Origin of the sequence: Cupriavidus necator, assembly GCF_016127575.1 — a bacterium.
GTDB classification, from domain to species: Bacteria; Pseudomonadota; Gammaproteobacteria; order Burkholderiales; family Burkholderiaceae; genus Cupriavidus; species Cupriavidus necator_D.
On the sequence record NZ_CP066020.1, the window covers coordinates 89,585 to 102,509 of the forward strand.

13 protein-coding genes are annotated in these 12,925 nt (G+C 67.8%); all 13 read left to right on the forward strand.

All coding sequences use genetic code 11. The features are described 5' to 3' along the window. The first annotated feature begins 200 nt into the window (after nt 1–200). The 13 genes from I6H87_RS32490 to hypE all read left to right on the forward strand — a co-directional run bounded on the left by I6H87_RS32490 (nt 201) and on the right by hypE (nt 12,889). The gene (locus I6H87_RS32490) at nt 201–1,256 is read left to right on the forward strand and encodes an NADH-quinone oxidoreductase subunit B family protein (protein ID WP_011153986.1); all 1,056 of its coding nucleotides are present in this window, start codon (nt 201–203) and stop codon (nt 1,254–1,256) included. A 37-nt stretch (nt 1,257–1,293) separates the two neighbouring features. Continuing rightward, nucleotides 1,294–3,105, forward strand: a complete 1,812-nt coding sequence (locus tag I6H87_RS32495; RefSeq protein ID WP_011153987.1) for a nickel-dependent hydrogenase large subunit — start codon at nt 1,294–1,296, stop codon at nt 3,103–3,105. Continuing rightward, entirely contained in the window at nt 3,105–3,683 is a 579-nt protein-coding gene (locus tag I6H87_RS32500; RefSeq protein WP_011153988.1) for a NifU family protein, read from the forward strand. Before I6H87_RS32495 ends, I6H87_RS32500 begins: the two co-directional genes overlap by 1 nt. Next, nucleotides 3,680–4,342, forward strand: a complete 663-nt coding sequence (locus I6H87_RS32505; RefSeq protein ID WP_011153989.1) for a DUF5947 family protein — start codon at nt 3,680–3,682, stop codon at nt 4,340–4,342. Before I6H87_RS32500 ends, I6H87_RS32505 begins: the two co-directional genes overlap by 4 nt. Then, nucleotides 4,335–4,982, forward strand: a complete 648-nt coding sequence (locus tag I6H87_RS32510) for a DUF6084 family protein (RefSeq protein ID WP_011153990.1) — start codon at nt 4,335–4,337, stop codon at nt 4,980–4,982. Before I6H87_RS32505 ends, I6H87_RS32510 begins: the two co-directional genes overlap by 8 nt. Beyond that, nucleotides 4,979–6,409 carry a hypothetical protein gene (locus I6H87_RS32515; protein WP_011153991.1) on the forward strand — a complete coding sequence of 477 codons (1,431 nt, stop codon included), beginning with the start codon at nt 4,979–4,981 and terminating at the stop codon, nt 6,407–6,409. The genes I6H87_RS32510 and I6H87_RS32515 overlap by 4 nt, the downstream gene beginning before the upstream one ends. Next, nucleotides 6,406–6,957, forward strand: coding sequence for a hydrogenase maturation protease (locus tag I6H87_RS32520; RefSeq protein ID WP_011153992.1), 552 nt, complete (start codon nt 6,406–6,408; stop codon nt 6,955–6,957). Before I6H87_RS32515 ends, I6H87_RS32520 begins: the two co-directional genes overlap by 4 nt. A gap of 34 nt (nt 6,958–6,991) precedes the next feature. Continuing rightward, nucleotides 6,992–7,093: a DUF6893 family small protein gene (locus I6H87_RS34930; RefSeq protein WP_011153993.1), complete on the forward strand. Its 102-nt coding sequence runs from the start codon at nt 6,992–6,994 to the stop codon at nt 7,091–7,093. Nucleotides 7,094–7,122: 29 nt separating this feature from the next. Then, the gene (hypF, locus tag I6H87_RS32525) at nt 7,123–9,582 is read left to right on the forward strand and encodes a carbamoyltransferase HypF (protein WP_051398620.1); all 2,460 of its coding nucleotides are present in this window, start codon (nt 7,123–7,125) and stop codon (nt 9,580–9,582) included. Further along, nucleotides 9,573–9,860 carry a HypC/HybG/HupF family hydrogenase formation chaperone gene (locus I6H87_RS32530; RefSeq protein WP_011153995.1) on the forward strand — a complete coding sequence of 96 codons (288 nt, stop codon included), beginning with the start codon at nt 9,573–9,575 and terminating at the stop codon, nt 9,858–9,860. The genes hypF and I6H87_RS32530 overlap by 10 nt, the downstream gene beginning before the upstream one ends. Before the next feature lie 71 nt (nt 9,861–9,931). Next, a complete protein-coding gene (locus tag I6H87_RS32535; RefSeq protein WP_011153996.1) occupies nt 9,932–10,621 on the forward strand; it encodes a D-sedoheptulose-7-phosphate isomerase in 690 nt (229 codons plus the stop codon). Beyond that, nucleotides 10,618–11,829: a hydrogenase formation protein HypD gene (gene hypD / locus I6H87_RS32540; protein WP_011153997.1), complete on the forward strand. Its 1,212-nt coding sequence runs from the start codon at nt 10,618–10,620 to the stop codon at nt 11,827–11,829. Before I6H87_RS32535 ends, hypD begins: the two co-directional genes overlap by 4 nt. Further along, entirely contained in the window at nt 11,822–12,889 is a 1,068-nt protein-coding gene (gene hypE / locus I6H87_RS32545) for a hydrogenase expression/formation protein HypE (RefSeq protein ID WP_011153998.1), read from the forward strand. The genes hypD and hypE overlap by 8 nt, the downstream gene beginning before the upstream one ends. Nucleotides 12,890–12,925: the final 36 nt, after the last annotated feature.

Below are 12,925 nucleotides of genomic sequence, written 5' to 3' on the forward strand. Positions count from 1 at the left end.
GGATCGAGATCGCTGTCCTATACTCGTGAGGTATTTATAGGCCCATCACGGTGGGCAAGAGTTACTGTCCCCGCAGCAAACGTGACTTTCTGCGCCATGGTTGGCGGCGCTTCGCTCGCTTGCTGGATCCGTGGATGCCGTGCATCGATCCCACGGGTCATTGAGAGTCAAAGAACGCGGTCAGCAGTGCGAGGCAGATCATGGCAGAACAGGCCGTTCCCTATGGGCGCAAGACTCAGCACACGCCCGCCCTCAAGGAAGTCCATATCCTCTGGATCACCGCCGGTCTTGGCTGCGACGGCGATTCCGTTTCCATTACGGCAGCAAGCCAGCCCAGCGTCGAGGACGTGGTGCTTGGCGCGATTCCCGGCCTGCCGAAGGTGCATCTGCATAACCCGGTCCTGGCCTATGAAAACGGCGACGAATTCATGGCGCCGTTCCACAAGGCCGCCCGCGGCGAAATCGATAACTTCGTGCTGGTGCTTGAAGGGTCCATTCCCAATGAGCGCATCAACGGCGAGGGCTATTGGGCGGCGATGGGCACCGACCCCCAGACCCACCAGCCCATCACGATTCCCGAATGGCTGGACCGGCTCGCGCCCAAGGCGCTGGCCGTGGTGGGGGCGGGCACTTGCGCCACCTATGGCGGCATCCACGCCATGGAAGGCAATCCAACCGGCTGCATGGGCCTGGCGGACTACCTCGGCTGGCAGTGGAAATCCCGTGCCGGCCTGCCCATCGTGAACGTCCCGGGCTGCCCCGTGCAGCCTGATAACTTCATGGAAACGCTGCTGTACCTCTTGTACCAGCTGGCGGGCCTCGCGCCGATGATCCCGCTGGACGAGGCGCTGCGCCCGAAATGGCTCTTCACGCGCACCGTGCACGATGGCTGCGATCGCGCCGGCTCGTACGAGCAGGCCATCTTCGCCACCGAGTACGGCAACCCGAACTGCATTGTCAAGCTTGGCTGCTGGGGGCCGGTGGTGCAATGCAACGTACCAAAGCGGGGCTGGATCGCCGGCGTCGGCGGGTGTCCCAACGTGGGCGGGATCTGCATCGGCTGCACCATGCCGGGCTTCCCGGACAAGTTCATGCCGTTCATGGATGCGCCGCCTGGAGCCGTGCTGTCGTCGAACCTGATCAAGAGCTACGGCCCGCTGATTCGCAGCCTGCGCAAGCTGACCAAGGACACGCTCAACGATGAGCCGAAGTGGCGGCACAACCAGCCAGTTCTCACTACCGGCTACCGCGGATAAGCGGCGGGAACGCGCATTCTAAGATTTGGAGGTGGTCATGGCCACAATCGCTGCTCCTGGTGCCAGGCCGCGCGCCCAAGCCGCGCCGGGCAAGCTGGTCGAGATGAACTGGGATCCGATCACCCGGATCGTCGGCAGCCTCGGCATCTATACCAAGATTGATTTCGAGAACCGCCGCGTGGCCGAATGCTACAGCACGTCGTCCATCTTCCGCGGCTACAGCATCTTCATGAAGGGCAAGGATCCGCGCGATTCCCACTTCATCACCAGCCGCATCTGCGGCATCTGCGGCGACAACCACGCCACCTGCTCGGTCTACGCGCAGAACATGGCCTATGGGGTGAAGCCGCCGCCCATCGCGGATTGGATCATCAACCTGGGCGAGGCGGCCGAATACATGTTCGACCACAACATCTTTCAGGACAACCTGGTCGGCGTGGATTTCTGCGAGCAAATGGTCCGCGAGACCAACCCCGGCGTGTGGGAGAAGGCGAAGACCGCAGAGGCGCCGCACGCGGCCGAGCATGGCTATCGCACTATTGCGGACATCATGACGGCGCTCAACCCGTTTACCGGGGAGTTCTACCGCGAGACATTGCTGGTCAGCCGGTATACGCGCGAGATGTTCTGCCTGATGGAAGGACGCCACGTGCACCCGTCCACGCTCTATCCCGGCGGGGTGGGCACCGTGCCGACCATCCAGCTGTTTACCGACTACATCACGCGCCTGATGAAGTACGTTGAATTCATGAAAAAGGTGGTGCCGCTGCACGACGACCTGTTCGACTTCTTCTATGAAGCACTGCCGGGCTACGAGGAGGTGGGCCGGCGCCGAATCCTGCTCGGCTGCTGGGGATCGTTCCAGGATCCGAACGTCTGCGACTACAACTACCGCACCATGACCAAATGGGGGCGCGGGATGTTCGTCACGCCCGGCGTGGTGGTCGACGGCGAACTCCTCACGACGGACCTGGTCGACATCAACCTTAATATCCGCATCCTGCTCGGCAGTTCGTTTTACCAGGACTGGGATCATGAGGAAACCTCCGTCAAGAACGACCCGCTCGGTAACGCGGTGGACCGCAAGCACCCGTGGAACCAGACCACGCTGCCGCGCCCGCAGAAGCGCAACTTCGGCGGCAACTACACCTGGGTGATGTCGCCGCGGTGGCTGGACAAGCGCACCGGCGACCATCTCGCGCTGGATACCGGCGGCGGGCCGATCGCGCGGCTATGGGCCACCGCGCTGGCGGGGCTGGTCGATATCGGATACATCAAGTCCACCGGCCACAGTGTCAAGATCTACCTGCCGAGGACCGCGCTTAAGCCGGAAGCCGAGTTCGAGTGGAAGATCCCGATGTGGAGCAACGCCATCGAGCGCGATCGGGCTCGCACCTACTTCCAGGCTTACTCGGCGGCGGCTGCGCTGTACTTCGCGGAACAGGCCCTGGCCGAGCTGCATGCAGGCCGCACCCGCACGTTCACCGATTTCAAGGTGCCCGACGAGGCAATCGGCTGCGGCTTCCATGAGGCGGTACGCGGCGTGCTCTCGCACCACCTGGTCATCCGCGACGGCAAGATCGCCAATTATCATCCGTATCCGCCGACCCCATGGAACGCGAGCCCGCGCGACATCTACGGCACGCCCGGTCCCTACGAGGACGCGGTGCAGAACACGCCGATCTTCGAAGAGAACGGGCCCGAGAAGTTCAAGGGTATCGACATCATGCGCGCGGTGCGCAGCTTCGACCCTTGCCTGCCGTGTGGCGTGCATATGTACGTGGGCAACGGCAAGACCATCGAGCAGTCGCATTCTCCGACCTTCGGCGTGATGGCGGGGGCGCACTGATGAGCGGTGCCCGCACGGTCCAGGCGCAGCAGCAGCGCATCGAGGCGATGATCGCGGCACTGGAGAGCGTGGACGACAACCAGGCCAGCGCACTCGCGAGGGAACTGCTGCGGGTGGTGCTTGATCTGCATGCGGGCGGGCTCGCGCGGGTGATGGAGATCGTTTCCATGGCGGGCATCCAGGACAATCCGGTCGTCGAAGCACTGGTACGGGACCCTGCAGTCTGCGCACTGCTCAACCTGCACGGCCTGCATCCGCACGACCTGCCCACACGCGTGGCGCGCGCGGTGGAGCACATGCGGGCCGCGCTGGGCACCCAGGGCGTGACGATCGAACTGCGCGATGCCGCCGAGGAAGCCGTGCGCGTGCAGGTGTCAGGGCGGCTGCAAGGCAAGCACGCGTCGCCCGAGTCGCTGCGGCAAGAGATCGAGCAGGCCATCTTCGAGCAGGCGCCGGAAGTGGTGCGTGTCGAGATCGCCGGATTGGCCGACATCGACGTGCACGAACTGCGCTTTGTCCCGGCCAGGGAGATGCGCGGCCCGGACAGGCAAGGCCGGGTCGGGGGTGGCCAGCCATGAGCGCGGGACCGTTCCCCGAGGCGCGGACCGGCGTACAGGGGTGCGGCGGCTGGGTGGCGCGCCTGCGCCAGTTCACGCGCAAGGCCGACTACGCGCAATGCGAGCTGTGCGGCGCGTCCATCGTCGCGGACCATGCCCATCTGTTCGACACCACGCGGCGCCAATTGCACTGCTGCTGCCGGGCATGCGCGCTGCTGTTCGGCAGCCAGCAGGGATCCCGCTATCGCCCGGTGCCACGAGCAGGCCGCTATCTGGATGGGTTCCGGATGAGCGACGCACAGTGGGACGCGCTGGCGATCCCCATCGACGTGGCGTTCTTCTTCGTTGACTCGGGGGCCGCGCACGTCGTCGCGCTCTATCCGGGGCCGGCCGGTGGCACGCGCTCGCAGCTCGGCCTGGCGGCCTGGGACGACCTCGTTGCCGACAATCCCGACCTCACGCGCATGCGTCCCGACGTGGAAGCGCTGCTCGTCTATCGCGCGCAAGGCGCCAGGGACTATTTCCTCGCGCCCATCGACCAGTGCTATGCGCTGACCGGGCTGATCCGCGCGCGCTGGCGCGGCCTGTCGGGGGGCAAGCCGGCGTGGGAGGCGATCCGGGGCTTCGTTGCCGCGCTCAAGGCAACGGGCCGCGTGCCGGAGGGCCTGCTCCATGCCTGACCTAACGTTCAGCATCAGCGCGGCCGAGGTGGCGCCGTTCGCCGCCGTGCCGCTGCTGCTGTTCAAGCTGCAGATCGCGAACGCGCCCGCCGGCGAGGAGATCGCCAGCATCACGCTGCAATGCCAGATCCAGATCGAGGCGACCCGGCGCCGCTATGCGCCCGCCGAGCACGATGGCCTGCAAGACCTGTTCGGCGTGCCGCAACGCTGGACGCAGACCCTGCGCACGATGCTGTGGACGCATGCAACCGTGATCGTGCCAGCGTTCTCGGGCACCTGCGTCATCGACCTGCTCGTGCCGTGCAGCTTCGACTTCAACATCGCGGCGACCAAGTACTGCCATGCGCTGCAGGACGGCGAGATCCCGCTAATGCTGCAGTTCAGCGGCACCGTCTTCTATCGCAACGCGGACGACGCGCTGCAGGCGGCGCCCGTGCCCTGGCACAAAGAGGCCGCGTTCCGGCTGCCGGTGGCGGTGTGGCACGACATGATGGCGCGCTATTACCCGAACGGCGCCTGGCTGTGCCTGCAGCGCGAAGTCTTCGACCGGCTCGGCCGCTACAAGGCGCAGCAGGGCCTGGCGACCTGGGAGCGGGCGCTGGACGCGCTGCTCGACGGCGCCGAGGAGAAGGCATCGTGAACCAGGTCGACAGCGTGATCCAGGCGGTGCTCTACGAGGGCTACATGCTGTATCCCTACCGGGCGTCGGCGGTCAAGAACCGCCAGCGCTGGACGTTCGGCGGCGTCTATCCGCGCGCGTATTCGGTGGCGTCGGGCAGCGATCCCTGGATGACGCAGACCGAATGCCTGCTGTGCGGCGACGCCGATGCACGTGTCACGGTGGCACCCGGGTTCCTGCAGGTCGCCGACCGGACCGTGCTGGCCGCGTCGGAGGACCTCTCGGAAGGCGGCACCGGAAACACAACTCCGTGGCGGGTGGTGCCGGTGCTGGACGTCGACGATCGCCGCTTTCATCCGTGGCAGGAAGCCGTCGAGCGGCGGCTTGCGCTGCCGTCCATGCGGCTGGGCGAGCTGCTGGATGCGTCTCGGATCGAACCGTTCGCCTTTGCCGGGAGCGCCGAGATCGAGTTGCTGGCCGATCGCGAAGGCGTGGCACGCGGCGCGCTGCGCCGCACGCATGCCGCGCTCGTCGGCCATGTGGGGGTGGGCGCCGAGCGGGTCGATGACCGCGTGTGCAGGCTCACCGCCCGCATCGTCAACCTGACGCCGCTGGCGGACGCAGGGGCGCTCACGCGGGACGCCGCGTCGGTGTATGCGCTGGTATCGTGCCACATGGTACTGTCCCTGGAGCAAGGCTGGTTCCTGTCGTCGATGGATCCGCCTCGCGCGCTCGCCGAGGCGTCGGCAGCGTGCCGCAACATCGGCACATGGCCCGTGCTGGTCGGTCAGGACGGGGAAGAGGGCGAGGGCGGGCATCGCACGATGCTGGCGTCGCCGATCATCCTCTACGATTTCCCGCAGATCGCGCCCGAGAGTGCCGGCGACCTGTTCGACGCCACCGAGATCGACGAAATCCTGACGCTGCGCATCCTCGCCATGACCGACGACGAGAAGCGCGAGATGGCCGCCACCGACGAGCGCGCGCGCGCGCTGCTGGCGCGCACCGAGCAGCTCGGGACGCAGCAGTTGCAGAAGCTGCACGGCGCCATGCGCCACATCCGCGGGGGCGCGGAATTGACCGAGGTGCCGGACCTGTCCGGCGATCCCGGCGCGCTGAACGAATCCGGCACGCCTTCTTCGCCATGGGCTGGCCTTGATGCAGGCCCGCGCCTGGCCTGCCTGCGGGTCGGTGGCATGGAGATTCGGGTGGGCGACCACGTTCGGCTCCGGCCGCGCTCGCGTGCGGACATCTTCGACATGGCCCTGAACGGCCAGTTGGCCACCATCGAATCCATCGAGCGCGATCTCGAAGATCGCGTGCACGTGGCCGTGACCGTCGACTGTGACCCCGGCAAGGACTTTGGGCTCGCGCGCATGCCGGGACATCGCTTCTTCTTCCGCCCGGACGAGATAGAGCCGCTGGGCGGTGCGGAGGCACAGGCATGAGCGGCATCCTGGTCGCGGGCATCGGCAATGTATTCCTCGGCGACGACGGCTTTGGGGTCGAAGTGGTGCAGCGCCTCGGCGCCCGCCAGGCCGCGCATGCCTTGCCGCCGTTTCCCGAAGGCGTAGTGGTGGCCGACTTCGGCATCCGCGGCATCGACCTGTGCTACGCGTTGCTCGACGGGGTGGACGCCGCCATCCTGGTCGATGCCACGCAACGCGGCGGGGCGCCCGGCAGCCTCTATGTGATCGAGTTGCCGATGGACGCGCAGGACGGCGACGGCGCTGGCGATCCGTACGCGTCACCTGTGCTGATGTCGCCGCATGAGATGAATCCGGCCCTCGTGCTGCGGGCGCTGCGGATGATGGGCGGCACTTGCGCGGACGTTGTGGTGATCGGCTGCGAGCCCGCCGACTTCGGGCTCGGCGAGGGCGAAGAGGGCCGGCTCGGCCTGAGCGAGCCGGTGGCGGCAGCGGTGGACCGCGCCGTTGCAATGGTCGAGGCAATGGTCGGGCGCAAGGCCGAGCAATTGTATGGACGGCCGGCGTAGGCGCGGTGGTCGTGTTCCTTGTGCAGGAGGCATCATGAAAGGCTTTCTCAAGTACCTGGTCCTGCCGGCGCTGGTGGTCGCGCTGTTGGCCAATATAAAGGACATCCGGCGTTATATCCGGATACGCAGCATGTAGCTGCGCATCGCGCAGACCAAAGGCACGCCATGCAAGCCTGTGCACTGCCAGTCCGGGACCGGTCCGCCGCGGTACGGCCACGCGGCGAGGAGATCCGCGTGCGCGGCATGGTGCAGGGGGTCGGGTTCCGGCCCACCGTATGGCGGCTCGCACACGATTGCGGGCTGTCCGGCTCCGTGCGCAACGACAGCGATGGCGTGCAGATCCGCGCCTGGGGCGACGCCGTGGCGCTGGACCGCTTCATTGCGCGGCTGCGGGACGAGTGCCCGCCCCTCGCGCGCATCGACGCCATCGAGCGCCGCGTCCTGGCGCAGGATGCCGAGGGCGCGGACCTGGGTGGCTTTCGCATTGTTGCCAGCGTGGGCGGGCCGGTGCGGACCGGCGTGGTACCGGACGCCGTGGTCTGTAGTGCCTGCATCGCCGATATCGGCGACCCGCTGAACCGGCGCTATCGCTATCCGTTTGCCAACTGCACGCATTGCGGCCCGCGCCTGTCGATCGTGCGCGCGATTCCCTACGACCGCGCCAACACGGCCATGGCCGCGTTCCCGATGTGCCCGGCGTGCCTTGCCGAGTATGAAGACCCGGCCGACCGCCGCTTCCACGCGCAGCCGCTGGCCTGCGCGGCCTGCGGACCCCACGTGTGGCTCGAGCACACAGGCGGGCCGCTGGCCGCCGGCCCAGACGACGCGATCCGCGCGGCGTGGGCGCTCCTGCGCGACGGCGGGATCGTCGCCATCAAGGGCATCGGCGGGTTCCAGTTGGCCTGCGATGCCTGCAACCCCGTGGCGGTGGCGCGCCTGCGCCAGCGCAAGCGGCGCGAGCGCAAGCCGTTCGCACTGATGGCGCGCGACCTGGCGGTGATCCGCCAATACAGCGAGCCGACCGCGGCCGAATGTGGGTTGCTGCAAAGCCCGGCGGCACCCATCGTGATCGTCCAGACGCGCAGCGACCGGCAGGGTGCGCCCCTGGCGCCCGACGTCGCGCCCGGCATCGCCGCGCTGGGGTTCATGCTGCCGGGCACACCGCTGCACTGGCTGCTGATGGCGATGGCCGACCGCCCGATCGTGCTGACCAGCGGCAACGCCAGCGACGAGCCCCAGTGCACGGAGAACGCCGACGCGCGCATGCGCCTCGGCGCGATCGCCGATGCGTTCCTGATGCATGACCGTGACGTGGTCCGGCGCGTGGATGACTCAGTCGCGCGCGTCGTGCTGGACGTGCCCCGGGTGATGCGGCGCTCACGCGGATATGCGCCCGCGCCGCTGCCGTTGCCGCCGGGCTTCGCTGCCGCGGCGCCGGTGCTGGCCATGGGCGGCGAGCTCAAGAACACGTTCTGCCTGATGCGCGCGGGCGAGGCCATCTTGTCCCACCATATGGGCGACCTGGAAGACGCGCTGACCCATGCCGACTACCGCCGCGCGCTGACGCAATACATGGCGTTGTTCGAGCATGGCCCGCATCTGGTCGCGGTGGACATGCATCCCGAATACCTGTCCGGCAAGATCGGCCGCGACCTGGCACGGCAGGGGCAGCTGCCGGTTGCGCAGGTGCAGCATCATCACGCGCATATCGCCGCGTGCATGGCGGAGAACCGCGTGGCCCTGGCCGCCGGCCCCGTACTGGGCGTGGCGCTGGATGGCATCGGGTACGGTGTCGATGGCAGTCTATGGGGTGGCGAATTCCTGTTGGCGGACTACCGGGACTTCACGCGGCTGGCCTGCTTCAAGCCCGTGGGGATGCCCGGCGGTGAGCGCGCGATCCACCAGCCGTGGCGCAATACCTACGCACATCTGGCCGCCGCGGTCGGGTGGGATACCCTGATCGCCCGGCATGCCAGCCTGGCGCTTGTACGCTTCCTGGCAACGCGCCCGCGCGAGGTACTGGACGCCATGCTTACGCGCAGCATCAACAGCCCGCTGGCCAGCTCGGCCGGGCGGCTGTTCGATGCGGTGGCGGCGGCCGCTGGCGTCTGTCCCGAGCGGGCATGCTACGAGGGGCAGGCCGCCATGGAGTTCGAAGCGCTGGCCGATCGCCGCACGCTGAGCGAGGAAGACGATGGCCGTGCCTATCCGTTCGCCATCGTGCCGGGCACGCCGGCCTGCCTGGAGCCGGGCCCGATGTGGGTGGCCCTGCTGGCTGACCTGGCGCGCGCTACGCCGGCGCCGCTGATCAGCGCGCGCTTCCACAAGGGGCTGGCGATCGCCATCGCGAGCATGGTCGCGTACCTGGCGGACTGCCCGGGCGCGGGGTGCCGCGCGGTGCCGGTGGCCCTGTCCGGCGGTGTGTTCCAGAACCGCATCCTGCTCGAACAGGTCGCCACGCGGCTTTCCGCGCAAGGCCGCCGCGTGCTGACGCACAGCCAGGTACCCGCCAATGACGGCGGCCTCTCGTTCGGGCAGGCGGCCATCGCCGCCGCGCGGTCCCTGGGAGGCGCAGACGTTGCAGGCCAGGCAAACGCGGGCTATCGGAGTACAACATGTGCCTAGGTATCCCCGGACAGATCCTGGAAGTGCGCGACGCCGCCAATGCCTTGGCGATGGTCGAGGTCGGCGGCGTGCGGCGCCTGATCAATATCGCCTTCATCGTGGACGACGACCACAAGGCCGAGGCTTGTGTGGGTGAATGGGTGCTGGTCCACGTGGGCTTTGCCATGAGCCGCCTGGACGAGGCGGAGGCGGCGCGCACGCTGGCGCTGCTGCATGAGCTCGGGATTGCGCAGGCCGAGTTCGACGAGATGCGCGCGGGGTCGCCGGCCCCGCCATAGCGGGCGGGGGCAGGAGAACAGGGCGGGAGCAAGGCTGGGACGGCAGGAATCACGTAGCAAGGAGACGCGGCATGCCCGGGGAAACACCACTGCAAGGGCTGTATCCATTCCTGCACGGGGAGCGGCAGGACGGCGCCAGGCTTGACGCAGCCTTACTCGCTTCCGTGCAGCAGAAGGCCAGCGACAGCATTGACGCCAAGCGCCGCTTCTTCGAGCAGAACGGGCCCGTGGTGGTGGCGGTGGCCCAGGCAATTGCCTTGACCTACCGCAACGGCGGCCGGCTGTTTGCCATGGGCAACGGCGGGTCGAGCTGCGACGCGGCGCATATCGCGGTGGAGTTCCTGCATCCCGTCACGGCGGGTCGGCCGGCGCTCGCGGCCGTCAACCTCGTCGCGGATACGGCGATGATGACCGCAGTTGGGAACGACGTGGGCTTCGCCCACGTCTTCGTGCGCCAGCTGGTGGCGCAGGCGAGGCGCGGCGACGCGCTGATCGGTGTCTCGACCAGCGGCAACTCGGAAAATCTGCTCGCGGCCTTCGCCAAGGGCAAGGAGATGGGTCTGGCGACCATCGGCCTGTCTGGTCACGACGGCGGCCGCATGGCGGCGAGCGCGGACCTCGATCACTGCCTGGTGGTGGACAGCGACAGCATTCACCGGGTGCAGGAAACCCATGTTGCGATCTACCACATCCTGTGGGATCTGGTGCACACGTTGCTCGCCGAGGACCGCGGCGGGCTGGCCGCAGGAGGCGCGCGATGAAGTACGTCGACGAATTCCGCGATCCCGCCAAGGCGCAGGCGCTGGCGCGGGAAATCCGTGATCTGGTGGCAGGCATGGGCCGCGCCAGGCGGCGCCCGCTGCAGATCATGGAGGTGTGCGGCGGCCATACGCATACGATTTTCCGCTACGGCATCCAGCAACTCTTGCCCGACGAGGTGGAGTTCGTGCATGGCCCGGGGTGCCCGGTATGCGTGCTGCCGATGGGGCGCGTCGACGACTGCGTGGCGCTGGCCGAGCGCCCCGAAGTGATATTCACAACGTTCGGCGACGCCATGCGCGTGCCCGGCTCCCGCAAAAGCCTGCTCAAGGCCAAGGCGGATGGCGCCGATGTGCGGATGGTCTACTCGCCGATCGACGCGCTGGCGCTCGCGCGCAACCATCCGGACCGCGAAGTGATCTTCTTCGGCCTGGGCTTCGAGACCACCATGCCGAGCACCGCCATGACCGTTCTGCGCGCGCGGGCCGAGGGCGTGCGCAACTTCTCGCTGTTCTGCAACCACATCACGATCATCCCGACCATCAAGGCCATTCTCGATTCACCTGACCTGCAGATCGACGGCTTCCTCGGTCCGGGCCATGTCAGCATGGTGATCGGCACGCAACCGTACGAGTTTATCGCCCGGCACTACCGCAAGCCGATCACCGTGGCGGGCTTCGAGCCGCTGGACGTGCTGCAGTCGATGTGGATGGTCCTCAGGCAGATCGCGCAGGGCCGCTGCGAAGTGGAGAACCAGTACGGACGGATCGTGCCGGCAGCGGGCAATGCGCAGGCGCTGGCGGCGATTCAGGAAGTGTTCGAGCTGCGCGAGTTCTTCGAATGGCGCGGACTGGGCTCGATCGACTTCTCGGGTGTGCGGATGCGCGAGGCATTCTCCGCGTTCGACGCCGAGCGCAAGTTCACCGTGCCCGACGTCAAGATCGCCGACCCCAAGGCCTGCCAGTGCGGCGAGGTGCTCAAGGGCGTGATCAAGCCCCATCAATGCAAGGTGTTCGGCACCGCCTGCACGCCGGAGTCGCCGCTGGGGTCGCTGATGGTCTCGAGCGAGGGCGCCTGCGCGGCGTACTACCATTACTGCCGCATCGACACCTCCCGGCTCGGGCGACATGGCGCGCGAGCGGCCGGGCAAACGGCAACCAGGGATGCGGTTGCCAACGAGCGGGCCGCAGCCGGAGCCGGCCATGAATGACCGTGTTCCGGTCCCGCCGGCACGCGCGGCGCGCGTGCGGGACACGACCATCAACCTGACCCACGGAAGCGGCGGCCGAGCGATGCGAGACCTGATCGAAGACGTGTTCGTGAGCACCTTCGACAATCCCGCGCTGGCCGCGCTAGAGGACCAGGCTGTGTTCCCGCTGGTCAGCCTGGCAGCCCACGGCGACCGGCTGGCCTTTACCACCGACAGCTACGTGGTAGATCCGCTGTTCTTTCCCGGCGGCGACATCGGTACGCTTGCCGCGGCGGGAACCGTGAACGACCTCGCGGTGTGCGGCGCGACGCCGCTGTTCCTGTCGTGCGGCGTGGTGCTGGAGGAAGGCTTGCCGGTCGACACCTTGCGCCGGGTCGCGGCCAGCATGCAGCGCGTCGCGCGGGCAGCCGGCGTCGCGATCGTCACGGGCGACACCAAGGTGGTCGAGCGCGGCAGCGCGGACAAGCTGTTTATCAATACGGCCGGGATCGGCGTGGTGCGCGCGGGGCTATCGATCTCCGCGCGCCATGCGCGTGCGGGAGACGTGGTTCTCGTCAATGGCTATCTTGGCGACCATGGCGCGGCGATCCTGGTGGCCCGCCAGCAACTCGCACTTGAGGCCGACCTGCAAAGCGACTGCCGCCCGCTCAACGGGCTGGTCGCCGCGATGCTCGACGCCTGCCCCGATATCCACTGCTTGCGCGACGCCACGCGCGGCGGCGTGGCGACAGTGCTCAACGAGTTCGCGCAGGCCTCCGGCGTGGCCATCCGCATCCGCGAGGTGGACGTGCCGCTGCGCGAGGCTGTCAAGGGAGCGTGCGAGATCCTCGGGCTGGATCCGCTGTACCTGGCCAACGAAGGCATCCTGGTGGCCATAGTGCCGCCGGAGGATGCCGCGCGCGTGCTGGCGGCCATGCGCGCGCATCCTGATGGCAGGCAGGCGGCGGCCATCGGCGAAGTGGAGCCGGGGCCGGCGGGGCTGGTGGTTCTGCACACCGGCTTTGGCGGGCAGCGGGTTGTGGACATGCTGGTGGGCGAGCAGCTGCCGCGGATCTGCTGAGTGGCCGCACCCGGTGGACAGCAAGCGAAGGCCGAC

What these genes read in the sequence shown, in the direction of transcription:
- I6H87_RS32505 (WP_011153989.1), top strand. Translation starts at nt 3,680, where the DNA reads ATGAGCGCGGGACCGTTCCCCGAGGCGCGGACCGGCGTACAGGGGTGC.
- hypD (WP_011153997.1), top strand. Translation starts at nt 10,618, where the DNA reads ATGAAGTACGTCGACGAATTCCGCGATCCCGCCAAGGCGCAGGCGCTG.
- I6H87_RS32530 (WP_011153995.1), top strand. Translation starts at nt 9,573, where the DNA reads ATGTGCCTAGGTATCCCCGGACAGATCCTGGAAGTGCGCGACGCCGCC.
- I6H87_RS32495 (WP_011153987.1), top strand. Translation starts at nt 1,294, where the DNA reads ATGGCCACAATCGCTGCTCCTGGTGCCAGGCCGCGCGCCCAAGCCGCG.
- hypF (WP_051398620.1), top strand. Translation starts at nt 7,123, where the DNA reads ATGCAAGCCTGTGCACTGCCAGTCCGGGACCGGTCCGCCGCGGTACGG.
- I6H87_RS34930 (WP_011153993.1), top strand. Translation starts at nt 6,992, where the DNA reads ATGAAAGGCTTTCTCAAGTACCTGGTCCTGCCGGCGCTGGTGGTCGCG.
- I6H87_RS32520 (WP_011153992.1), top strand. Translation starts at nt 6,406, where the DNA reads ATGAGCGGCATCCTGGTCGCGGGCATCGGCAATGTATTCCTCGGCGAC.
- I6H87_RS32490 (WP_011153986.1), top strand. Translation starts at nt 201, where the DNA reads ATGGCAGAACAGGCCGTTCCCTATGGGCGCAAGACTCAGCACACGCCC.
- I6H87_RS32500 (WP_011153988.1), top strand. Translation starts at nt 3,105, where the DNA reads ATGAGCGGTGCCCGCACGGTCCAGGCGCAGCAGCAGCGCATCGAGGCG.
- I6H87_RS32510 (WP_011153990.1), top strand. Translation starts at nt 4,335, where the DNA reads ATGCCTGACCTAACGTTCAGCATCAGCGCGGCCGAGGTGGCGCCGTTC.
- I6H87_RS32535 (WP_011153996.1), top strand. Translation starts at nt 9,932, where the DNA reads ATGCCCGGGGAAACACCACTGCAAGGGCTGTATCCATTCCTGCACGGG.
- hypE (WP_011153998.1), top strand. Translation starts at nt 11,822, where the DNA reads ATGAATGACCGTGTTCCGGTCCCGCCGGCACGCGCGGCGCGCGTGCGG.